General features: G+C 44.4%; 20 protein-coding genes and 1 other RNA gene. 8 read left to right on the forward strand and 13 right to left on the reverse strand.

The genetic code is table 11. The features are described 5' to 3' along the window. Positions 1-37: 37 nt before the first annotated feature. From ABJF92_RS05585 to ABJF92_RS05595, 3 genes are all read left to right on the forward strand, one after another. Positions 38-331, forward strand: a complete 294-nt coding sequence (locus tag ABJF92_RS05585; protein WP_446814831.1) for a cell division protein ZapA — start codon at positions 38-40, stop codon at positions 329-331. 134 nt (positions 332-465) lie between these two features. Then, positions 466-643, forward strand: a non-coding RNA gene (gene ssrS, locus ABJF92_RS05590) — 6S RNA. A 4-nt stretch (positions 644-647) separates the two neighbouring features. Next, the gene (locus tag ABJF92_RS05595) at positions 648-1,235 is read left to right on the forward strand and encodes a 5-formyltetrahydrofolate cyclo-ligase (protein ID WP_446814832.1); all 588 of its coding nucleotides are present in this window, start codon (positions 648-650) and stop codon (positions 1,233-1,235) included. Here the strand turns inward: ABJF92_RS05595 and traF (ABJF92_RS05600) are convergent. From traF (ABJF92_RS05600) to astE, 8 genes are all read right to left on the reverse strand, one after another. Then, positions 1,232-2,536: a conjugal transfer protein TraF gene (gene traF / locus ABJF92_RS05600; protein ID WP_446814833.1), complete on the reverse strand. Its 1,305-nt coding sequence runs from the start codon at positions 2,534-2,536 to the stop codon at positions 1,232-1,234. The two genes, ABJF92_RS05595 and traF (ABJF92_RS05600), sit on opposite strands and share 4 nt — an antisense overlap. Before the next feature lie 101 nt (positions 2,537-2,637). After that, the gene (gene traF, locus ABJF92_RS05605) at positions 2,638-3,951 is read right to left on the reverse strand and encodes a conjugal transfer protein TraF (RefSeq protein WP_446814834.1); all 1,314 of its coding nucleotides are present in this window, start codon (positions 3,949-3,951) and stop codon (positions 2,638-2,640) included. 230 nt (positions 3,952-4,181) lie between these two features. Further along, positions 4,182-4,976 (reverse strand): 3-deoxy-manno-octulosonate cytidylyltransferase, encoded by a 795-nt coding sequence (gene kdsB / locus ABJF92_RS05610; protein ID WP_446814835.1) that lies wholly within the window; start codon positions 4,974-4,976, stop codon positions 4,182-4,184. After that, positions 4,976-5,557 (reverse strand): KdsC family phosphatase, encoded by a 582-nt coding sequence (locus ABJF92_RS05615; protein ID WP_446814836.1) that lies wholly within the window; start codon positions 5,555-5,557, stop codon positions 4,976-4,978. The genes kdsB and ABJF92_RS05615 overlap by 1 nt, the downstream gene beginning before the upstream one ends. Before the next feature lie 2 nt (positions 5,558-5,559). After that, positions 5,560-6,417: a 3-deoxy-8-phosphooctulonate synthase gene (gene kdsA, locus ABJF92_RS05620; protein ID WP_446814837.1), complete on the reverse strand. Its 858-nt coding sequence runs from the start codon at positions 6,415-6,417 to the stop codon at positions 5,560-5,562. Between the two features lie 56 nt (positions 6,418-6,473). Then, positions 6,474-7,448, reverse strand: a complete 975-nt coding sequence (locus tag ABJF92_RS05625; RefSeq protein ID WP_446814838.1) for a KpsF/GutQ family sugar-phosphate isomerase — start codon at positions 7,446-7,448, stop codon at positions 6,474-6,476. Between the two features lie 97 nt (positions 7,449-7,545). After that, complete coding sequence (gene znuA, locus ABJF92_RS05630; RefSeq protein WP_446814839.1) at positions 7,546-8,520, reverse strand: zinc ABC transporter substrate-binding protein ZnuA; 975 nt, start codon at positions 8,518-8,520, stop codon at positions 7,546-7,548. Between the two features lie 95 nt (positions 8,521-8,615). Continuing rightward, positions 8,616-9,629: a succinylglutamate desuccinylase gene (astE, locus tag ABJF92_RS05635; protein ID WP_446814840.1), complete on the reverse strand. Its 1,014-nt coding sequence runs from the start codon at positions 9,627-9,629 to the stop codon at positions 8,616-8,618. 197 nt (positions 9,630-9,826) lie between these two features. Here astE and ABJF92_RS05640 point away from each other — a divergent pair, with 197 nt between their 5' ends. The 4 genes from ABJF92_RS05640 to glnK all read left to right on the forward strand — a co-directional run bounded on the left by ABJF92_RS05640 (position 9,827) and on the right by glnK (position 12,845). After that, the gene (locus ABJF92_RS05640; protein WP_446814841.1) at positions 9,827-10,342 is read left to right on the forward strand and encodes an NUDIX hydrolase; all 516 of its coding nucleotides are present in this window, start codon (positions 9,827-9,829) and stop codon (positions 10,340-10,342) included. Beyond that, positions 10,317-11,120, forward strand: a complete 804-nt coding sequence (locus tag ABJF92_RS05645; protein ID WP_446814842.1) for a DUF2927 domain-containing protein — start codon at positions 10,317-10,319, stop codon at positions 11,118-11,120. Before ABJF92_RS05640 ends, ABJF92_RS05645 begins: the two co-directional genes overlap by 26 nt. 172 nt (positions 11,121-11,292) lie before the next feature. Next, the gene (gene hemE / locus ABJF92_RS05650) at positions 11,293-12,402 is read left to right on the forward strand and encodes a uroporphyrinogen decarboxylase (protein WP_446814843.1); all 1,110 of its coding nucleotides are present in this window, start codon (positions 11,293-11,295) and stop codon (positions 12,400-12,402) included. Positions 12,403-12,506: 104 nt separating this feature from the next. After that, entirely contained in the window at positions 12,507-12,845 is a 339-nt protein-coding gene (glnK, locus tag ABJF92_RS05655; RefSeq protein WP_446814844.1) for a P-II family nitrogen regulator, read from the forward strand. Between the two features lie 86 nt (positions 12,846-12,931). Here the strand turns inward: glnK and ABJF92_RS05660 are convergent, their stop codons facing one another. From ABJF92_RS05660 to ABJF92_RS05680, 5 genes are all read right to left on the reverse strand, one after another. Next, positions 12,932-13,642, reverse strand: coding sequence for an ABC transporter permease (locus ABJF92_RS05660; RefSeq protein WP_446814845.1), 711 nt, complete (start codon positions 13,640-13,642; stop codon positions 12,932-12,934). Positions 13,643-13,645: 3 nt separating this feature from the next. Next, entirely contained in the window at positions 13,646-14,335 is a 690-nt protein-coding gene (locus ABJF92_RS05665) for an ABC transporter permease (protein ID WP_446814846.1), read from the reverse strand. Between the two features lie 77 nt (positions 14,336-14,412). Further along, positions 14,413-15,168 (reverse strand): transporter substrate-binding domain-containing protein, encoded by a 756-nt coding sequence (locus ABJF92_RS05670; protein WP_446814847.1) that lies wholly within the window; start codon positions 15,166-15,168, stop codon positions 14,413-14,415. 73 nt (positions 15,169-15,241) lie between these two features. Further along, the gene (locus ABJF92_RS05675) at positions 15,242-16,009 is read right to left on the reverse strand and encodes an ABC transporter ATP-binding protein (protein ID WP_445977459.1); all 768 of its coding nucleotides are present in this window, start codon (positions 16,007-16,009) and stop codon (positions 15,242-15,244) included. A 177-nt stretch (positions 16,010-16,186) separates the two neighbouring features. Next, positions 16,187-17,206 carry a GlxA family transcriptional regulator gene (locus ABJF92_RS05680; RefSeq protein ID WP_446814884.1) on the reverse strand — a complete coding sequence of 340 codons (1,020 nt, stop codon included), beginning with the start codon at positions 17,204-17,206 and terminating at the stop codon, positions 16,187-16,189. A gap of 294 nt (positions 17,207-17,500) precedes the next feature. Here ABJF92_RS05680 and ABJF92_RS05685 point away from each other — a divergent pair, with 294 nt between their 5' ends. Continuing rightward, on the forward strand, positions 17,501-22,318 hold the full coding sequence (locus ABJF92_RS05685) for an NAD-glutamate dehydrogenase (RefSeq protein ID WP_446814848.1): 4,818 nt from the start codon (positions 17,501-17,503) through the stop codon (positions 22,316-22,318). Position 22,319: the final 1 nt, after the last annotated feature.

Genomic DNA, 22,319 nt, shown 5'->3' on the forward strand with positions numbered 1-22,319 from the left:
CCATTTTTTGTGGGTCTTGCTATCAAATGGAGTCAATATGGACAAGCCAACCGTTGCCGTCGAAATACTCGGCCAAACTTATAAAATTAATTGCCCTAAAGGCCATGAAGCCGAACTGAAAGAAGCGGCTGAATATTTGAATAATCAAATGCGTGAAATCAAAGCCAGCGGCAAAATTGTCGGCCTTGAAAAGATTGCCGTATTAGCGGCATTGAATATTACTCATGATATGCTTTCTGGCCGTAAATACGCGAATTCGAATGAGCAGCAACTGCGAGAGTTGACCTCACAGCTTGATGCGGCATTAACTCATCAAACAAAAACTGGTTAAACGGCACTCAACACTGTTTACTCCCTAACCAAATTGATGGTCGTGCAAGTCTAGAAAGCGAATTTTCTTCATAGAGAGAAAAAGACCAAACCGACAAAAGTCGATTTCTATTTTCAGTTGCTCTATACTGCGCTTGTTTCCTGGGTTGTTCGAGGCGGCTTAACGCCCTTGAGCCTATGAGTAATACCCCGGAGAGAGCCTGTTGGTTTGGTGTGCATGTCCGTGCGTCGGAAAGCCTAAAGAGTCACAGTTCTTTCCACCTTGAACCACTGGGTTCAAGGCCAATAGTCGAAACGGCAACCTGGGAAACCCTTTTATGCTTTTATCTCAAGCGCATAGAAAACAACAGCGCCAAGCTTTACGACAAGCCAGAAATAACCTTTCCGAAAACGTCCAACAAGCAGCCTCTCAAGCGCTTATTCAGCAATATTCCACCCTCATTGAACGACTCAAGCTAACACCTCATCGTGTTGCTCTTTACATGAGTAATGATGGCGAAATATCGCCGCAGCTTTTGTGTAATCAACTCTGGTCGCAAGGCATTAGCACTTACCTCCCTATTTTAGACAATCAGGCACTGCGCTTTAATCTTTATAATCAAGACAGCCAATGGCAAGACAATCGCTTTGGCATTCCTGAGCCAGTGAACGGCCACGTATTAGCTGGGCAAGAACTGGATATTGTTTTCATGCCACTGGTTGGCTTTGATCGACAAGGTGGTCGCCTAGGCATGGGTGGCGGTTTTTATGACCGAACATTTGAAGGCAAGAACCCAACTCAACCCCCTCTATTAATTGGGCTAGCGCACGACTGCCAAGAAGTTGATAACCTATCCATTGAAAGTTGGGACATCCCTTTGAACGGCATTTTAACGCCGACACAAATCGTTTTAACGGATCGTTAGAACGCTGAGCCATAGCCCATCGATAAATAGAAGCTGCGCGGGAGAGAGCTGCTTCCGCCATCTCCTCTCAAGTCATCCAATCCATAGGCCACATCAACATCGAGTCGCTGAAACAAGGTTAAACCTGCGGTTAGATAGCTAAGCTTAGAGCCCGCAGTATTTTTTCGATAACCCAAGCGAACACCAGGTACAACCACATTATCGCTAAAGAAAGACATTGAAACCGTCTGCCATTGATAGGCATCCCCCACAGGGTCATCCACTCCATTTACATCAAATGATCCAGCTAATGACAAACGTCTGTCTCTGGAAACCACCGCCCCTTCTAGCGTTAATTGCGTTTCCATTTTATAGCTGTCCACCAGCTTAAGCTTGCCTGCGCTGGCAAAACTGACTTCTGCTTCACATGAAATTAAATTTGAGCCAGTTAAACCGCTGCAATTACCAAGACTTTCGTAATCAAACTCAGGCTCATTAATATTGGCTAACGTCGCCCCTAACTGATAGTAATCGGATACCCAAATAGCCCCTAAGTCCAAACCCACACCGGATGTCGATTTTTGACTATCAAACAAACCATCAGAAAAAGCACCGCCAGAATCTTCACTGTCATCCACTAGCACCGACACATCGCGGCCTAAAGAGATTTGATGAAAGTTTGCTTTTGCTCCTAGAATTAACGCCCCACTCACAAAGCGACCAAACACCTGACTATAACCTAACCCTAAACGCAGGTCGGTAGCGGATTGCACGTACAAAGACGTATCAGAATCCAACGAAAAATCCGTACCTGATAAGGTATAGCTAATCTCATCCGCCAGAATATTTGCGCGCCCCACAAAGGAAGCACTGGCGTCCAACATAAAGGCACCGTTACCACGAGTTTTATATATAAGCGGCATAAAAGGAATCTGAGAAGAGCCCGAAAGCTTGATGTAAGCAGTATCTGCTACATCGTTAATAATGCTATTAGCAGACGCTATGGCATCATCCACTTCCGCTTGGCTGCGATAATCGCTATTACTTAAAATATCTTCTAATTCGTCCACTCTATCAGTGAGATTGCTGATTTCACCCATCTCATAACCAAAGCCTGCAGGGCCTAGATAGCCAGCTCGAAAGCTTTGAAGACGGGTCATTAAGTAAGGTGATGCAGGGTTGGCGAGGGACGTAGATAAAGCACGCTTATTGGCCATGGTTCCTAATGTAAAAGCAGAGCCAACAGGCTGGTAAACTGGCATGGCCGCCATGGCATTAAGACTGACTAAGCCGCCTAAGAATATCGTAATCGCTTGCTTCATTGCTCTTCCTATTGATTCTTTAATCCAGCAGCCCATCAATGCAAAAAGGCCGATAACATAGATAATGTTATCGGCCTTTTTGCAATTTCTTTACGACTTTCTTAGAAAGCCGTATCGTAGCCTAATGAAATAAATCCACTGCGTGGGATTTCATCGCCGTCTTCATCTGTCACCGTATCAAGAGCAATGGCGACATCCAAATTCAGACGCTTAAGTAGCGTAAGACCCGCCGTTGCATAGCTTAGCTCTGTACCGGCCATGTTTTGGCGGAAGCCTGCACGCAAACCAGGAATAAAGTGTGAATCACCATAGTAAGAAACCGAAGCAACCGCCCATTGGTACTCGTCACCTACGGCATCATCAACTGGGTTTACATCATAAGACAAACCTAGTGTTACTTGCTTAGCCGGAGTGGAGACAGAGAAGTCCAACGTAGTCTGTGTTTCCATAGTATAAGTATTAGTCGCACTTAATTTGCCCGCAGCAATAAAGGCGGCAGCGGCATTACAACTGGTTAAAGCTGATCCTGTTTTAGAACTACAGCTAGTACCAACGGCGTTGTAATCAAACTCAGGCTGGTTAATGTTCGCAACCGTAATACCCGCATGATAAATATCAGAGAACCAGATAAGCCCTAAATCTAGACCTACTCCTGTCGCACTCTCTGCATCATCTGTAATCGTATCAGAGAACACATCACTGGCATCATCACTGTCATCACTTAATACCGATAATGCTTGCCCTAAAGATAGTTGATGGAAATTGGCTTTAATACCACCTACTAGTATTCCTTTATCGCTCTCTGGTTGCCAAATTTTTTGGCTATAGCCCACACCGATATTAAGGTCTGTCGCGACATTTGCGTACATAGACGTATTAGATGTTAATTCAGGTGACACACCAGACGTATCAACAGTAACATCACTCGCCAATAAACTACCACGCCCCACTAATGAAACACTCGCATCTATCATAAAAGCACCACTGCTTTTGGTTTTATAGATGATAGGCATCAAAGGTATCTGTGTAGATGCCGATACTTTCACATAAGCAGTGTCAGCTATATCATTCAATATCCCATTTACTTCTGTAATGCCTGCATTTGCCGCTGAAACAGATGTATAAGTAGCATCCAGAATTTCTTCCGCGCGATCAATTTGATCACTTAGGTCACTGATATCACCAAACTCTACCCCTACGCCAATTGGGCCAATAATGCCGAAGCGAAAACTATCATCCTCTTGGGCATTAACCATTAAAAATGGCGCGGCAGGGTTTGACGATGCCGTAGCAAGGGCTCTTTGGTTAAGAGAGCTACCCAGAGTAAAGCTTGAGCCGATTGGCTGATTGACAGGTGCTGCGGCCATAAGAGCCGTACTGATAAGCGAAGTAGAAGCGAGCAATAACTTTTTCATGACCTTATTCCTTGTGGATCAGTTTAAAGTAGTTTTAAGCGGTAAAACTTAAAATCATTGTAAACGCTTTTTTTACACTTTACATACACAAAAAGGAAAAAACTGACAAAAACAGTGTTGAACAGTTATTGCTATTTGGTCGGTCAAACCAGTGGTCAAATAATAATAAGCACAAAAAAGGCGCTATCTAGGTTAGAAAGCGCCTATTGAGTAAACTCTTTTAAAAAGCATTAAGAAGCCAGATGATCCCGTAAAGCCTCTAAGTCTTGTGGCGTATCCACTCCATGGGGCGGCAACTGATCCGCTAAGGCAACTTGCACCTTGATTCCCTGATGCAAGAATCTAAGTTGCTCTAATTTCTCCCAACGCTCTAAAGGCGACATGGGTAAATTGGCATAATTAGCCAATAAGCTAGCACGATACACGTAGAGACCTATGTGTCGAAAAGCCGGAAAGTCTTGCTCTAGACTCTCACTCTCATGTCCTTTATTCGCAAAGCCGTCTCTGTCCCAAGGCATGGGAGCACGACTAAAATACAAAGCACGCTGCTGCTCGTCACAAACTAACTTGACCACATTAGGGTTAAAGAAGTCCTCTGCATTTTTAATAGGGCAAGCAACTGTCGCCATTTCGGCTTGAGCATCTTTTTGCAAAGCCGCTACGGCAGAATGAATCAGCTCTACGGGTAGAAAAGGCTCATCCCCTTGCACGTTGACAACAATTTCATCCCCCTGCCATGCCATTTTCGCCGCCACTTCCGCCAAGCGTTCCGTACCATTTTCATGGTCATCTCGTGTCATAAGTACTGGCGCAGCAAAACCTTTCGCGGCCTGCTCGATGATTGCATGATCCGTAGCAATGGTAACGGACTTCGCTCCTGCCTTTAAAGACAGCTCATAAACCCATTGCAACACAGGCTTACCACCAAGATCCGCCATCAGCTTTTGAGGAAAACGCTGGGAAGCATAACGAGCCGGTATAACAATATGAAATTCAGGTAATGAGGTTAATTCAAGAACAGTCATTATTTTTCAAACTCCGGTCGTTGGGCTAATTCGTAGGCTTGCTCTAACGGCATACGCGTTGAGAGCAGTAAATCTGCTACCTCCCTTGCAACACCCTGACCACCTAAGGACGCTAAACAGACTTTTGCATAACGTTTCACAAGCGTGTGGGCATCTTTTGGGCACATTGGCACAGCAACATTCGGCATCACCTGCAGGTCGATCACATCATCTCCAACATACACAGCTTGCTGCGGGTCGAGCTTGAGATCCTGACAAATTTGCTCGAAGGCTTGGGCCTTATTGTGGCAACCGGGATAAAAGTGTTCCACTTTTAAGTCCGTCATACGTTTGTGCAAAGGCGCTGAATCTTTCGCGGTAATCACCGCCACCTGCACACCCCATTTTGGCAATAGCTTCATGGCCACGCCATCTTTGACATTAAAGCGCTTTATGGACTCCCCTTGCTCACCGTAAAGTAAACCACCATCCGTGAGCACTCCATCTACATCAAACACCACCAACTGAATACTTTGCAGCTGGCTTAACAAAGTGCCATCTTCAAGTATCGCGGGGTATTGCTCAAGGAAGCGTTTATCCATGATTAGGCGCTCGTGTCCAATTCTTCAAAGGTTTTCACCAGCTCATCAAGCTGCTTCATTTGCTTTAAGAATGGCGCTAACTTGCTAAGCGGCAATGCACATGGGCCGTCACATTTCGCATTATTAGGATCTGGGTGAGTTTCCAAAAACAAGCTCGATAGACCAAGGGACATGCCAGCACAGGCCAGTTCAGTGACCTGTGCACGACGACCATCGGCAGAGTCTTCACGACCACCTGGGCGCTGCAAGGAATGAGTCACGTCAAACATCACTGGGAAGCCGAACTTTTTCATTTCGCCAAAACCTAGCATGTCTACAACAAGATTGTTATAGCCCATCATGGTACCGCGCTCGCACAGCATGAGCTGATCGTTACCAGCCTCTTGGCACTTGGTCAGAATATGCTTCATTTCGTGAGGCGCTAGAAATTGAGCTTTCTTAATGTTGATAACCGCACCAGTCTTGGCCATGGCTACCACAAGATCCGTTTGGCGAGATAAGAATGCTGGCAACTGAATCACATCCGCTACTTCCGCCACTGGCGTACACTGATATTCTTCATGCACATCCGTAATAACAGGTACGCCGAAGGTTTGCTTAATTTCTTGCAGAATTTTCAAGCCTTCTTCCATGCCTGGACCACGGAATGAGGTAATAGAAGAGCGATTCGCTTTATCAAAAGAGCCTTTGAAAACATAAGGAATACCCAGCTCTTCCGTAATTTTGACATGCTCTTCCGCGACTTTCATCGCAAGGTCTCGTGATTCTAGAACATTCACCCCACTAAAAAGTACAAAGGGTAGGTGATTTGCGACCTGAATATTCTTACCTATGTTGATAATCTTTGATTCAACTGACATCTTATTCTCCAATTTTTTACAGTGCTGCCCCATGTAATAGGGTCAAGCCTACATGTCTAACGATCGTAAATTTCTAAAATACCCGACAGTTTATCTTCATCGTCAACGGCCACCAGCAAGGTGATTTTGTCTTTGAGCATACGCTCTTCCGCTTGCACTATCATGGTGTTTTCATTAATGGTTTTCGGGTTTGCTGTCATCAGTTCGCGCATCGGCTTGTCGATCATATTCGCGGTTTCTCGTAACATAGCGCGACGTAAATCCCCATCGGTAAAGATACCTACTAATTGCGAGTGTTCTTGGATGAGTACCACCCCCATGCGACCATGAGTCATCACCGAAATGGCTTCTTTCAAATGGGTGTCAGGGCCACACACAGGCAGGTTTTCTTTATGCATAAGATCTTTCACGCGAGTAAGTAGCTTTCTTCCTAAGCTCCCCCCTGGGTGAAAACGCGCGAAGTCTTGAGGCTGAAAATGACGAGATTCCATTAGCGCTACAGCGAGCGCATCACCCATCGCGGCGGTCATGGTGGTCGAGGTGGTTGGGGCAAGATTGTTAGGACAGGTTTCTCGGTCTACCGATATGTCCAATACGCAATCGCTGTGCTGAGCCAGTGTTGAATCAAGATTACCAACTAGGGCTATAGAAGGATTACCAAAGTTTTTTAACGATGGAAGAAGACGAATCAACTCTTCGGTTTCCCCAGAATAACTGATCAGAACCAGTGTATCTTGTGCCTGTATCATGCCGAGGTCGCCGTGGAAGGCTTCGCCTGGATGCAGAAAGAAACTCGGTGTACCAGTGGAGGCTAACGTGGCGGCAATTTTTTTGCCTATTAGTCCAGACTTACCCATACCACAAATAATAGTTCGACCTTTGCTCGCAAGTATCATGCGAACCGCTTGGGCAAAGCTTTCCGTCACTCGGTCAGCCAGATCTAGGAGGGCTTGAGCTTGTGTGGATAAAGTGTGGTGAGCACTTTTGATGAGAACGTCAGATCGGATGTCTGATATTGCGATATCGTCCATATGGCTCTCTACATGACCTCTGTATAAAAAGTGAAGTTATTATACAGAGGTCACAGGGAGTCGCCTACTTTATTAGTGGCGGAACAAACGAAATAGACTAGCCTAGGCAGCTCAGGAATTGGTCACCCAAACCTTCTAGAAAGTCAAAGTAGGCTTGCGGCGCAATATCGACACTTGAGCCTAAAGGATCCAATTGAGCCGTTTTCACTTCACTACCGCTTAGCAAAGTTTTTACTATAGCAGGACTAAACTGTGGCTCACTAAAGACACACTGCACATTGTTTTCTTCGATCTCATGGCGTAGTTCAGCGATTTTCTTAGCACCAGGTTTACGCTCTGGACTAACAGTCACTTCACCAGCATGATTTAAACCGTAATGCTCTTCGAAGTAGTGGTAAGCATCATGGAAAACAATATATGGCACTTGTTTCACTTTACTTAACTTGGCGGCAAGCTGAGTGTCTTGTTGATCAAGCTTTTGCAAGAAAGCGCTTAAATTTGTTTCATAATATTCTGCATTGTCGCTATCGATCTTAACAAGGCGTTGAGCAACGGCTTGAGCGAGCACTTTTGCATTGACGGGAGACAACCAAACATGTGGGTCAACACCTGAATGATCGTGGCCTTCATGGCCGTGTTCGTCGTGGTGCTCGTCATGGTCATGTTCGTCGTGGTGCTCATCATGGTCATGATCATCGTGATGCTCGTCATGGTCATCGTGATGCTCGTCTTCTTCACCATAACGGCGTTGAACCGTGCCTTCTAATGCTAACCATTCAATGGAGTCTTCCGCTTTGTTAGCATTAACTAATGGTTTTTCTAAGAAGTTCTCTAGAGACTCACCTACCCAAACAACGGCATCAGCCTGTGAAATTTTTCTTAAATCGGATGGGCGAAGCGCATAATCGTGTGGAGATGCTGAGTTTGAAACTATTTGTTCAATGTCTGCTTTATCGCCCGTAATGGCAGCAACGATCATAGACACAGGGGTCACACTTGTCACAACTAAAGGTTTTGCTAGTGCAAAAGGTGCTATGGTGCAAACACCCATCCCTAAAAATAGTTTTTTCATCAGATCAACACTCCCAAAAAATTAAATACGTTATAACATAACAATACAATGGTGAGAGAAAATTTTCAAGATAGCTTAATGGCTAAATAATAGATTTAGCCTAAGGGAATTTTCTCTAAAGTTTGAGGGCGGACAACCAAACCGGTTCTTTGACCTATCGGTACTGCAGCGTTAGGGAAAATCAGCGCATCCCCTGTACTTTCAACCAAGTAACGGCTTTTAGAGGACTCCGCGAGAACATAACCTTGCTCAAAGGGCGTGAAATTTTCTAGCTCAGAAGAAATGTGTAACTGATAATCTTCCGCATCTTTTATAAGCGCCTCTTGCACACTAAAAACCAATAGTTTGTTCAGATCTCCCTGAGGCAATTGACTGTCTGTAATAAGGTCAGCCAAACTTTGCGCAATGGCAGAAAAACGGCTTAGGTCGTTTTGCCCAAAACCATACACTTTACCAAGCTCCACGGTAAAGGCATGCGCTCCATGATGCTGAGCACTGTAATAAGAAAAGGTCGTTGTTGGCTGATGAGACAAGAGCACAGCATCGATTCCACAGGCGGCTAAAAACGCGAGTTGCTGACGACTATAAGTGGCTTCTTCCATATAAGGGTAAACAGCAAATTTTTCATGCTTTGAGCCCCGAATGGCGGTATGTAAATCATAATGCAATAACTCATGACCCAAACGTTTCGAAGGTTGAAAGAAGTCCGTTACCGCTTGTTCAAGTCGCTGCGCACGTTCTGCCTCGTAGCCGTGATAATTCTGCCAAGCACCACTAAAAAGTCGATTCATATTGACCTTGCAAAAGCGCTGCTGAGCAATGGCTGATAAGGGGTTACCAAACAACACCAGCAGGCGTACCGTCAGTTTATAGCGACCTGCCAAAATATCCGCTACTAACTGATTTACTAACTCAATCGGCCCGGTCTCATTGCCATGTACACCAACAGATAAAATGAGGCTGATTTTACTGTCATCTTGGGGCTCCAAACGTAGCATTCCAACACCTTCTACAAAAGCCTTTCCTGAAGGAAAATCAAAGGTCATAGGCTCTTGTTGTTCAGGGTTGGCTAATGTTGTGGACAAAAAATCATAGGCTGAAAGGGTCATACGCTCACTTTATACAGAAAAAAATTATAGGCATGTTAACAACATACAATATCTAGGAGGAAGTTTTCTCGTCTGCCTAGGGCAAAACTAAAAATTAGGTCGCTTTTTCTACAAATTAACAATATCCCTTGGCGGCCTTTGGACTTAGCTTGGAATACTCTCTAAAATGATGCCAACCACTTAATCGAGCGTTTTGCATGTCACAGAGTGAAGAAGTCATAATACTGGTCGATGAAAACAATCAAGTCATTGGCGATATTCCACGCCGACTAATGGATTTTGACCGCGATTTCCATCGCGTCACCTACATCTTGGTGTTCAACCAAGAAGGCCAACTGCTGGTACAAAAACGCACCGACAACAAGGCATTTTGCCCAGGTTATTATGGTATAACTACAGGTGGCGTGGTTGAGAAAGGCGAATCCTATCTAGAATCAGCCCACCGAGAACTTAAGGAAGAATTGGGGTTTGACGCGCAGCTTGAAAGCCATGGGGTATTTTGCACCCGCGGCAAAGGTTTTAATATTTGGGGTAGCCTATATTCCTGCCAATATATTGAAGGTCAACATACGCTTAACTTACAACCAAAAGAAGTTGCCTCCATCCATGTAATGAGTATGGACAGCATTCTTTTGAACCTTGACAATTTAGCTTTTACACCTGACTCTTTGGACGCATTAAAATATTATGTTAATTCGACTGCTAAGCCTTAATTTGAAGCTACTTTGTGCGCTTGCAATATTTCTTACCAGCGCCATTTCACAAGCCAAAGAGCGCTGGGAAGATGACACCTACATACAAGAAAGCTTTATTAAAATAGCTCTTGAGCGGGAATACAAAGAGACCAAAAACCCGAAACTCGTACGCTGGAACAAACCGATCAAAATCTATTTTGAAAGCGACAGTGGCGATGCTACTTTCCAAAAAGAGTTGCTCAGTGTTCATGCTCAGCATTTATCCCATATTACTGGCGTCCCAATCGACTTCACGCCACAAGCCAATAAAGCCAGCATAGTGGTGGTCTTCACTCAGTACGACAATCTTGAAGAAAAAGTTCGCCAGTACATAGGTAATCCAGACAAAATCCGTGCCGCCCTTAATGAGGCCATTTGTTTAGGCAACTTTCGTATCAATCGTTTTTCTGAAATCACTCGTGGCACCATCATTATCCCGGTGGATTACGCTAGGTTGAAACTACGCTTCCTAGATTGCATTGTGGAAGAAATAACCCAACTTATGGGCCTCCCTAACGATTCCAATGACGTTTACCCTTCAATCTTTAATGACGTTAGCACGGACTCTTACTTAAGCCCGTTAGACTACATTTTGCTAAAAACCCTCTACTCTCCTCAGTTAAAACCAGGTATGACAGTGAAAAACGCCAACGCAGTACTACCTAATATCATCGCCAGTTTGCATGATCAGGGCGAAATAGAAAACGCTGCACAGCGCGTCCAACAATACAGCCTGAAGCGATATTTAGGGGAGTAAATCCCCTTCATCTGCACTGATGCTATAGGGAGATCTTAAGCACTGCGATAGATCAATATAATTGTTGTTTTCATTACCAACACTCTAAACTCTTGATATTGCTTCTGCTTTTACAGTTTAAATTAGGTAAAATGCACCCCATTTATTAGATACCCACTGGAGATACCCTTAAATGTATCCAACCCTAAAAAATGATCGTTTCATTCGCGCCTTACTTAAGCAGCCTGTCGACACCACGCCAGTTTGGATGATGCGTCAAGCTGGTCGCTACCTTCCTGAGTATCGCGCCAGCCGTGCTACGGCCGGTGATTTTCTAAGCCTATGTAAAAACAACGACTTTGCTTGCGAAGTGACTCTGCAACCTCTGGAACGCTATGATCTAGATGCCGCTATTTTGTTTTCCGATATTCTCACCATCCCTGATGCTATGGGGCTTGGTTTATATTTCGAAACAGGCGAAGGCCCAAAATTCAAACACACTATCCGCACTAAAGAGGATGTAGAAGCGTTGCCTGTCACCAATGAAAGTGACCTAGATTATGTCATGGGTGCCGTATCGACCATCCGTCACGCGTTAAATGGTCGTGTTCCTTTGATTGGCTTTTCTGGCAGCCCTTGGACCCTTGCTACCTACATGGTAGAAGGTGGCTCTAGTAAAGATTTCAGACATATCAAGGCGATGATGTTCCAAAGCCCCGAGGTACTACATCAACTACTCGACAAACTTGCTCGATCTGTTATTGATTACCTTAATGGTCAAATTAAAGCCGGTGCTCAAGCTGTGCAGATTTTTGATACCTGGGGTGGCGTACTGAGTGGTCCAATGTACCAACAGTTTTCGCTACTTTACATGAAACAGATTCTCGACGGCCTCATTCGAGAACATGAAGGGCAAAAAATCCCCGTTATTCTGTTCACTAAAAATGGCGGCCAATGGTTAGAAAACATAGCAGCCACAGGGCCTGATGCCTTAGGTTTGGACTGGACCACAGACATCGCGGAAGCGCGCGCGCGCGTGGGCGACAAAGTTGCCCTGCAAGGGAACATTGACCCTTGTGTCTTGTATGCAGGCCAAGAGGTCATTGAAAGAGAAGTGGAAAACGTTTTGGCGGGGTTCGGTCATGGTACCGGCCATGTTTTTAACTTAGGTCACGGCATCCATCAGTTTGTCGACCCTGAACGTCCAAAATATCTTATTGATGCGGTTCACAAATTGGGTGAAAAGTACCACATGACACAATATGATGATTTAGATGCACTTAATGGGCTTGATAACGAGTAAATCCGCTCTAATTTAAGTGGTGAATAACGCTTGCTGGTAGCGAGTTTTGTCTTAGAGTGTTACTTTTAAAGAAAAATGACATGTTTGGTATGGAGAAAAATAAAATGAAATTAATCACGGCCATTGTTAAGCCCTTCAAATTAGATGAAGTGCGTGAAGCTCTTTCTGAAATGGGTATTAACGGCATTACCGTCACAGAGGTAAAAGGTTTTGGTCGTCAGCGCGGCCACACTGAATTATATCGTGGTGCAGAGTACGTCGTTGATTTCCTGCCGAAAGTAAAAATGGAGCTGGCGGTTGAAACCGATCAGGTTGAGCGCGCGATTGAAGCTATCAAAAACAGTGCTAATACAGGCAAGATTGGTGACGGTAAAATATTCGTAACTGAGTTAGAGCAAGTGATTCGTATTCGAACTGGCGAAACAGGTGCCGACGCTTTATAACGCAACCCTTTGCTAAGACAACCAATGCTGTCTTAACAGCTATAAAAAAAGAGGCCTAGGCCTCTTTTTTTATAGCTTATTTGCTATCAACCTTTATCAGCCACCTTAATGGATAAGGTGCCAAGATAGCGGTTTTGACGCAATTCGATCTGCCGGAAAATCGCAATTATCACCATACTGATCAATAAATAGATCACCCCGGCCGCAAGGAAAATCTCCATAGGCGTGTAGGTTCTGGCAATAATGGTTCGCGCCATGCCTGTGATGTCTAGAATGGTGATGGTACTCGCCAAAGCACTTCCTTTAAGCATCAAGATGATTTCATTACCGTAAGCAGGTAATACGATCCCAAAAGCTCTCGGTAGCAGGATGCGACGATACATTTTTGCCTTCGTCATCCCGACGACTTTACAAGCCTCAACCTCACCTGGAGGAATGGCTTGGATCGCACCACGAAATATTTCAGCCGTATACGCTGAGGTATTCAGGGTAAAGGCGATAATGGCACACCAAAATGGCTCACGTAGTATCGGCCATAGCGCACTTTCGCGGACAGCATCAAATTGCGAAGCACCATAATAGACCAAAAATATTTGCACTAATAATGGTGTTCCTCGGAAAAAGAAAATATAAGCAAAGGGAATCGCTCTAATCCAACCGACAGGAGAGATTCGCGCCAAGGCAATTGGCAACGCGAAAATCGCACCCAGAACAACAGAAAGCACTACTAACTGTAGACTAACCCAAGCACCGCTTAGTAAGCGTGGGAAATATTCAACAACGACAGAAAAGTCCATCTGTTAACCTCTTGTTAATCCACGGTTAGCACGTTTTTCCATATAAGAAACCAACACCATAGAAATGATTGTTAGTCCCAAATACATAAAAGCAGCCACTAAATAAAATAGAAATGGTTCCTTGGTACTGCTTACTGCGACATTTGCTTTACGCATAATATCTTCCAAGCCAACGACAGAAACCAAAGCCGTATCTTTCAAAAGCACGAGAAATAAGTTTCCTAACCCTGGTAAAGCAATACGCCACACCTGAGGCAAAATGATGCGGCGGAACTTACGCATTGAGCTCATTCCTAAAACAGTCGCAGCTTCATGCTGACCTTTAGGAATAGACTGAAGCGCCCCTCGAAAAACTTCTGTCGCATAGGCACCAAAGGTTAAGCCTAAAGCGGTAACACCTGCGGCAAAAGCACCTACTTCAATATATTCGTCATAGCCAAATAGGCTCGCAATGGCCATCAAAACACTGGTGGCACCGAAGTAAATAATTAGTACGGTAAGCAGCTCAGGCACACCACGGATAATGGTTGTATAACCGTTCGCAATCCATTGCAGCACTCTTACGGATGACAGCTTCGCAGAAGCACCCAATAGCCCTAAGAATAGACCTAGCACTAATGAAGAAAGTGCCAACTCTAGGGTCACTACTGCGCCAAGCAACAGTTGATCACCAAAGCCATGAAGATCAATCATAGTATTCTCTCAGAATTCGCTGGAGGAAATTCTCTGGCTCATGAAAGAGCCAGAGAAAATAGGGAATACTCTAACAATTAATAGATAGAGAATGGGAAGTACTTAGCGTTGATCTTCTGGTATGTTCCGTCCGCTAGGATTTCAGCCAAAGCTTTGTTGATCTTATCTTTCAACTCGTCACCTTTACGTACGGCAACAGCGATGTTGTCAGTTTTCAAGAACGCATCACCTTTAAACTCAAATTTGTCGCCATCTTCTGAGGTTTTCAACCAGTTGTAAGTCGGCAGTTCATCAGACAATACGATGTCTAGACGACCAGCCACTAAGTCTAGGTAAACATTATCTTGGTTATCGTAGAATTTAAGGTCTGCTTTCCCTTCAAAGTTGTCTTCAAGGTATTGAGCACCGAGTGTCGCACGCTGTGCGCCAATCACTTTGCCGTCAAGGTTTGCAAGATCAAAAGTTTCGCCAGCACGACCCATGAAGCGCAAGCCACCAGAGTAATACTTGTCAGTGAAATCAACGACTTTTAAGCGATCTTCAGTAACAGACATAGATGCGATGATGGCATCGTATTTTTTACGTTGTAGTGCAGGAATCAAACCATCCCAATCTTGCGTATGAATTTCACAATCTGCTTCCATACGAGCACATAGTGCACGGGCGATGTCTACATCGAAGCCCTGTGGATTACCAGCGTTATCAATAAAGTTAAATGGTGCCCAAGCACCTTCTGTCACAAATTTAACCTTGTCTGCAGCGTGAGCTGAGAAAGAAGAAATAGCAGCGCCTAGTAACAATGTTGAGCTTAACGCAATTGTTTTTAATTTCATGAAATGGTTCCTTATTTTTTAATTGTTTATCTTTTATATCAAACCGTTAAGCGAATCGCCACGGCAAGTTTTGCTAAAAAACGCTTGAAATGAACGCTTTACAACGTTCAGAATCTGGCGAGCCAAACACCTTGTCTGGAGTTCCTTTTTCTTCTACAACGCCTTGATGCAAAAACACCACATCGCTCGACACTTCACGAGCAAAATTCATTTCGTGTGTGACGATTAACATCGTTCTGCCCTCGTCCGCTAAGTTACGCATAACCCCCAACACTTCACCTACCAACTCTGGGTCTAGGGCGGACGTCGGCTCGTCAAATAATAGCACCTGAGGATCCATTGCCAACGCTCTGGCAATCGCCACTCGCTGCTGCTGTCCACCGGACAATTGGTTAGGGTACATGTGTTTTTTATCGGCGATGCCCACTTTATTTAATAAGTGTTCAGCGTATTCATACACTTCATTTTTAGGGCGTTTAAGGACGTGAAGGGGGCCTTCAACCACATTTTGCAATATGGTCATGTGAGGCCAAAGGTTAAAACCTTGAAAAACAAAACCGATTTGTTGACGCATTTTGGTGAGTTGGCGCATGTTGTTAGGCACCAAGTCTCTTTCCCCTGTTACCAGGTCAAGCTGATCACCATTGAAAATAATATTTCCTTTGGTAGGGTTCTCCAGCAAGTTTATGCAGCGTAAAAACGTACTTTTACCTGATCCACTGGAGCCAAGAATGGAAATTACATCCCCATCGTAGGCCTTTAGAGAAATACCTTTCAGCACCTCTACATCACCAAACGTTTTATGAATATCAATGAGCTCTAACGCTGGGGTTTTCGACATTTTTTCATACCTTCTTCAGTGTGCTTCTAATGTGGTCAGTTCATTTAACAGTCATTTACCACAATCTGTTTTTTATTTTTGTGCGTTTATGCCCAGAGTGCTCAAACACAACCTTCATTTCGCGATTAAAAATATTTAGCAAAAAACACGCCATTTTAGCAAAAAATCTATTTTAGATCATCTTCGCCAAAGCTGCCGCTTCTTCCTATCCGATTGAATCGTCACAGCTTCTTCCCCGGCAACATGCTTCCGCTCTTTTCTTGGTGTAATACCAAAAAAACCTTTATAGGTAGTACTGAAGTGCGGCGCAGAACCAAAGCCACATTCGATACCGACTTCAGTAATAGATTTATCTGTCTGAATCAACAACTGTTTGGCATGCTGCAAACGCATTTCCAAATAATATCGTGACGGTACGATATTCAAATTTTGCTTAAAAAGCCTCTCTAGGTGTCTGCGAGACACCCCGACATGATAGGCTAAATCATCCGTCGACAAAGGTTCTCTTATATTCGCTTCCATTAATTGAACCGCATCAATAAGCTTTGGTTGACCATTGCCTATTCGTGTTTGTAATGGAATGCGTTGCGGGTCCTCATGTGAGCGTATACGCTCACAAACGAACTGCTCAGAGATACTGCTTGCCAGCGTCATACCATGTTGTTTACCAATCAAAAATAGCATCATATCCATGGCGGCCGTACCACCACTGCAAGTAAACCTGTCTCGGTCCACTTCAAACAAATGATTCGAAACAATGGTTTCCGGAAACTCATCCCTAAGGTGGGCTAAACTCCACCAATGAATAGTTGCCCGATAGCCATTTAATAAACCAGATTTGGCAAGTAAATGGCTGCCAGTACAAATACCTCCTAAACCAAGACCTTTTTTAGCCTGACCAACCAGCCAAGATTCTAAAGTTGGACTTTCGTTTTTCGTTATAGGGGAGACCCCGCAAACAAAAATAGCATCCAAATCACTCGGCACATTACTTGTCGTATAGTCTGTAACCGTGGAAACACTGGTATTAGAGGCTATCTCTTTCGATTCATGACCAATGGTGCAAAACTGATAAAGCTCTTTTCCTGATACCCAGTTCGCCATATACAAGGTTTCAATCGCCGAAGAGAATCCCAACATAGAATAGTTGGGTAAGAGTAGAAAACCGTATTTAAGCGGCTTTTTACTCGCCAGCATGATTTCTCTTGATGCAAATTCGCGCTCGTACAAATTATTATCCTGTGACATAGGCGTAAAAAAGAAGTTTATTTCGTTTAGAATGGATAACAAAGGGTTTTCTAGTTTGTTTCAAGGCTTTTTTGCCCTTTAGATCCAGATACAGGAAAGAAATGTCGCATTTTGAAAAATAGCACTCTATCAAAGTCGTGCTTTTTTCATAATAATTCAAATCACTGTCCTGAATGAAAACTTTCGCTAACTGGTTTTGACAACTAGCATTATTCGGCACACCACTCATGAGGATGAGTTCTAATGACTAATCACAAAAAAAACGAATTAATCGAACGCATTGGAATTGAAATACAAGAAAACTTTAATGCGCAAGAAGCTCAAAATATTATTCAACTCGCTCATTTACACTTCCAAGACTCCTTAGCGGAAGACTTAATAAATGAATCGATTGAAAACCTATACGGCACGGTTGTGTGCCTATGGGACTTCCTGCAGCAACGTCCAAATAATGCTCCAAAAATTCGTGTTTATAATCCGAATTTTGAAGAACACAGTTGGCAATCAACCCATACCGTTATCGAAATTCTGACCGACGACATGCCTTTCTTAGTGTCCTCTTTCAACATGGCACTGGTTCGTCTAGGACACACAATCCACTTTACTGCTCACCCATTACTTAATGTCATTCGTAACAAAAAAGGTGACCTGACTTGTCTTGATAAAAAATCAGACACTCAAGAGTCTTTAATGCGTTTTGAAATTGACCACCTATCTGACGTGAATCAGATGGAACTGATCAAAAATGGGCTATTAAAAAGCTTAGGCGATATTGTCACAACCGTCGCAGACTGGCCAGCAATGAAAAACAAGCTGGACGACATTGTGACTGAATCCGAAAAGCTTACGCACCTAAAAAACAATGAAGAGCACCAAGAAAACTTGGATTTTTTACGTTGGGTAGCGGGTAACAACTTCACCTTTATTGGCTTTAGGGCGTATGACCTAACGGTTGAGGGTAACGAGACTCACCTTAAATTAGTCGATGGTTCAGGTCTAGGGACCTTTCGTGATCTGAATGATAAAAAAGTTAAGCGTGATATTGTCCTACAAGATCGCCTTGCTGAACTGGCGATAGACCCTAGTAACATTTTGATCTTGACCAAGTCTACGGCGATTTCTACCGTTCACCGCCCTGTTCATCTAGATTACCTAGGCGTTAAGCGCTTCGATAATAAAGGTAAGGTGATTGGTGAATGGCGTTTCTTTGGTTTGTACTCTTCAGCAGCTTATGTAGCTCGCTTGCAAGATATTCCATTGTTGCGTAAAAAACTCGACCATATTGTTGAGCGTGCCAATGTTGACCCAAACAGCCATAAAGGCAAAAACTTAAAGCATATTCTAAACAGCTACCCCCGTGACGAAATGCTGCAAGCGCCTGTGGATGATTTATACGGCACGATAGCTAGCATCTTAGCCATTCAGGAAAGACGCCAGCTTAGAGTCTTTTTACGCAAGGACATATACGGTCGCTTCCTCAACGCCCTTGTTTACGTGCCTCGTGATCGTTACAACACCGAATTACGTATCAAGATGCAAGACATCTTGATGAAGGCCTGTAATGGTACAAGCTCTGAATTTAACGTGCAGTTCTCTCAGCTAGTACTTGCTCGAGTAAACTTCACAATCCAGATTGCTGATCCTAAACAAAGCCCAAGCATTGACGTTGATGACATCCAACGCAATATGCAAGAGGCCATGAGTTCTTGGGAAGACAAACTACTTAACGCGCTACACACCAGTCATGGTGAAGAGTCCGGTAATGAGTTGTTTACCACCTATGCTCATTACTTACCTGCTGCGTACCGTGAAGATTTCTCACCCAATACCGCGGTACTGGACATTGATCGCCTTAGCCAATTAGCGGGTGAAGGTGAAATCAGTACTCACTTATACCGTCAAGTAGGTCAGTCTAAGAACAACTACTTCTTTAAAGTATATGGTTCTGGGACCACTCTTGTTTTATCCGATGTATTGCCGATCCTAGAATGCATGGGACTGCGTGTACTTGAAGCACGTCCTTATGAGCTTGATCAAAACGGTGATGGAAAAGCGAATACTTGGGTCGTTGAATTTGCGATTATTGTGGATTCCGACGTTAACCTTGAGAAAAGTGCTCAGCGTGAAGCTTTCCAAGATGCCTTTAATCAAGTGTTCCGCCGCCGTGTTGAAAACGATCGCTTCAACGCGCTTGTTCTGGATGCGTCACTTACTTGGCGTCAAGTCACTATGTTGCGTGCATTAACCAAGTACCTAATGCAGTTACAAGTGCCTTTCTCTGTGCAATACATGCAGCAGACATTGGAGAAAAACGCCAACATCACCCGCTTATTGGTGCAATTGTTCGAGCAACGCTTTGATCCGAGCGCAACCGCCAAACGTGGTGAAAAAGTTGATAAGTTACTGGACAAGATCACTCAAGAACTTGATCAAGTCGCCAATCTAGATGAAGACCGAATCCTGAAACATTACTTGTCTGTTATTCAGGCAATGTTGCGTACTAACTTCTATCAAGCCGATGCGAATGGTGAAATTAAGGATTATGTGTCCTTTAAACTAGATCCATCCTTGATCCCTGCGGTGCCACTACCTCGCCCTAAATTCGAGATATTTGTCTACGCGCCGTGGGTTGAAGGTGTTCACATGCGCGGTGGCAAAGTCGCTCGTGGTGGTCTGCGCTGGTCTGATCGTATGGAAGATTTCCGTACGGAGGTTCTGGGCCTAGTGAAAGCACAAATGGTGAAAAACGCCGTTATCGTGCCTTCTGGTGCAAAAGGTGGCTTTGTTGCCAAGCAACTGAAGAAAAACGCTTCTCGTGAGGAAATTCAAGCAGAAGTCGTACATTGCTACACCACCTTCATTAGCGGTTTGCTAGACATTACAGACAACTTGGTACAAAACGAATTGATCGCTCCAGTGTCCGTACAACGCTACGATGAAGACGATCCATACCTCGTTGTTGCCGCCGACAAAGGCACAGCAACTTTCTCAGATTTGGCCAACAGCATCTCTGAAAAATACGGTTTCTGGTTGGGTGATGCCTTTGCGTCTGGTGGCTCTAACGGCTACGACCATAAGAAAATGGGCATCACGGCCCGTGGCGCATGGGAGTCTGTTAAGCGTCAATTTAAAGAAATCGGCGTAGATTGCCAAACAACTGATTTTACAGCTGTGGGCGTGGGTGACATGGCTGGTGACGTATTTGGTAACGGTATGTTGCTTTCCAAACACATTCGTTTGGTGGCGGCATTCAACCACATGCACATCTTCATTGACCCAACACCAGATTCGGCAACCTCTTTCCTTGAGCGTGAGCGTTTGTTCAACCTGCCTCGTTCTTCTTGGGAAGATTACAACAAAGAGCTGATCTCGAAAGGTGGTGGCATCTTTAATCGCTCGGCCAAATCGATTCCTATCAATGCCGACATTCGCAAGGCATTGGGCATTGAAGGCAACGTTAAATCTATGGCACCAACGGATTTACTTAACGCCATCTTGAAAGCCCCTGTTGATCTATTGTGGAATGGCGGTATTGGTACTTACGTTAAAGCAGAAAGCGAGTCTCATGCGGATGTCGGCGATAACGCAAACAACAGCCTTCGAGTGAATGGTAAAGAACTGCGTTGCAAAATCGTTGGTGAAGGCGGCAACCTAGGTCTGACTCAACAGGGTCGTATTGAATTTGCCCAAAACGGCGGTTTAATCAGCACCGATGCGATTGATAACTCAGCCGGTGTGGATAGCTCCGACCACGAGGTAAACATCAAGATCTTGTTAAACCGTGTGGTTGAAAACGGTGACATGACTGAGAAACAACGTAATTCCTTGCTGGCTGAAATGACGGATGAAGTGGGCAACCTAGTATTGCATCACAATCGCGGCCAAAGTCATGTATTGTCCTTAGCGAATGCGCAAGCACCAGAACGCCTAGCAGATCACTGGCGCCTTATATTGTCCTTGGTTCGTGAAGGTCGCTTGAACAGAGAAATCGAGTTCTTGCCAAGTGATGCGCAAATTAAAAAGCGCTTGAACAAAGGGCTTGGTCTGACTCGCCCAGAAATCTCAGTATTGTTGGCTTACTCTAAAATTAAGTTATCTGAGCAACTGGTAGAAGATGGCATTGGTGAAGACGAAGATCTGATCACTCAGATTCACCAGTACTTCCCAACTCAGTTGACCAAGCGCTTCTCGGACCAAATGGCGTCTCACGCGCTGAGCCAAGAGATTATTGCTGGGCACGTTACCAATAACCTTGGTAACCGCATGGGACCAACGTTTAGCACTTACATGCAAGATGAAACCAGTGCGTCGGCATTGAACCTAGTGCGCGCGTACATGGCAGCAGAAGATATTTTCGACATTCCCTCTTTGTGGGATGACGTCAATGCACTGGACTTTAAAGTACCAAACCAAGTACTAAACCGTTTGCTTATTCGCATCCAAAATCTAATGGAAAGAGCGACTTTATGGTTACTGCGCAACACTCGCGAGTCTTTGTCTATTCAGCGTTTAAAAGACACCTACAAACCTGGGGTGGAAATCATTAGAGCGAATATGCAGGCGATCTTAACGGAACCGAGCCAAGCCCACTTGACTGACATTATTTCAGGTCTTGTCGAGCAAGGTATTCCAGCGGAACTTGCGGAAAGACTTTCTGCCCTTCATTACCTCTTCTACGGTTTAGACATTATCCGCGTAGCCAGTAATACAGAGAAAGAAGTACTCGATGTTGCACAAACCTACTTTGCTTTGGAAATGGATCTAGAGCTGCACTGGTTACGCCATAGCGTTAATGAGTTGCCAGCCGATGACATGTGGCAACGCCGCGCCAAAGCAGGTTTGGGAGACGAAGTGGATAACGGCTTGCGTACGCTTACTCAAGAAGTTATCCAATCCAGTGCTCAAGTAACAGATCTGAACCAACGCCTAGAACATTGGCGTGAGCTGAACAGCGACAATATCAAGCATTACCGAACCACCTTTAGCGAAATTAAGGCGGGCTCGGAACTTACCCTTGCTATGGTAACCGTTGCTATTCGTGAATTAAGAAATTTGATATAAC

Origin of the sequence: Marinomonas sp. (assembly GCF_039940335.1) — a bacterium.
Classification (GTDB): Bacteria; Pseudomonadota; Gammaproteobacteria; order Pseudomonadales; family Marinomonadaceae; genus Marinomonas.

Coding starts and splice junctions, on each gene's coding strand:
- ABJF92_RS05585 (WP_446814831.1), top strand. CDS start 38: ATGGACAAGCCAACCGTTGCCGTCGAAATACTCGGCCAAACTTATAAA.
- ABJF92_RS05595 (WP_446814832.1), top strand. CDS start 648: ATGCTTTTATCTCAAGCGCATAGAAAACAACAGCGCCAAGCTTTACGA.
- traF (WP_446814833.1), bottom strand. CDS start 2,536: ATGAAGCAAGCGATTACGATATTCTTAGGCGGCTTAGTCAGTCTTAAT.
- traF (WP_446814834.1), bottom strand. CDS start 3,951: ATGAAAAAGTTATTGCTCGCTTCTACTTCGCTTATCAGTACGGCTCTT.
- kdsB (WP_446814835.1), bottom strand. CDS start 4,976: ATGACTGTTCTTGAATTAACCTCATTACCTGAATTTCATATTGTTATA.
- ABJF92_RS05615 (WP_446814836.1), bottom strand. CDS start 5,557: ATGGATAAACGCTTCCTTGAGCAATACCCCGCGATACTTGAAGATGGC.
- kdsA (WP_446814837.1), bottom strand. CDS start 6,417: ATGTCAGTTGAATCAAAGATTATCAACATAGGTAAGAATATTCAGGTC.
- ABJF92_RS05625 (WP_446814838.1), bottom strand. CDS start 7,448: ATGGACGATATCGCAATATCAGACATCCGATCTGACGTTCTCATCAAA.
- znuA (WP_446814839.1), bottom strand. CDS start 8,520: ATGAAAAAACTATTTTTAGGGATGGGTGTTTGCACCATAGCACCTTTT.
- astE (WP_446814840.1), bottom strand. CDS start 9,629: ATGACCCTTTCAGCCTATGATTTTTTGTCCACAACATTAGCCAACCCT.
- ABJF92_RS05640 (WP_446814841.1), top strand. CDS start 9,827: ATGTCACAGAGTGAAGAAGTCATAATACTGGTCGATGAAAACAATCAA.
- ABJF92_RS05645 (WP_446814842.1), top strand. CDS start 10,317: ATGTTAATTCGACTGCTAAGCCTTAATTTGAAGCTACTTTGTGCGCTT.
- hemE (WP_446814843.1), top strand. CDS start 11,293: ATGTATCCAACCCTAAAAAATGATCGTTTCATTCGCGCCTTACTTAAG.
- glnK (WP_446814844.1), top strand. CDS start 12,507: ATGAAATTAATCACGGCCATTGTTAAGCCCTTCAAATTAGATGAAGTG.
- ABJF92_RS05660 (WP_446814845.1), bottom strand. CDS start 13,642: ATGGACTTTTCTGTCGTTGTTGAATATTTCCCACGCTTACTAAGCGGT.
- ABJF92_RS05665 (WP_446814846.1), bottom strand. CDS start 14,335: ATGATTGATCTTCATGGCTTTGGTGATCAACTGTTGCTTGGCGCAGTA.
- ABJF92_RS05670 (WP_446814847.1), bottom strand. CDS start 15,168: ATGAAATTAAAAACAATTGCGTTAAGCTCAACATTGTTACTAGGCGCT.
- ABJF92_RS05675 (WP_445977459.1), bottom strand. CDS start 16,009: ATGTCGAAAACCCCAGCGTTAGAGCTCATTGATATTCATAAAACGTTT.
- ABJF92_RS05680 (WP_446814884.1), bottom strand. CDS start 17,206: ATGCTGGCGAGTAAAAAGCCGCTTAAATACGGTTTTCTACTCTTACCC.
- ABJF92_RS05685 (WP_446814848.1), top strand. CDS start 17,501: ATGACTAATCACAAAAAAAACGAATTAATCGAACGCATTGGAATTGAA.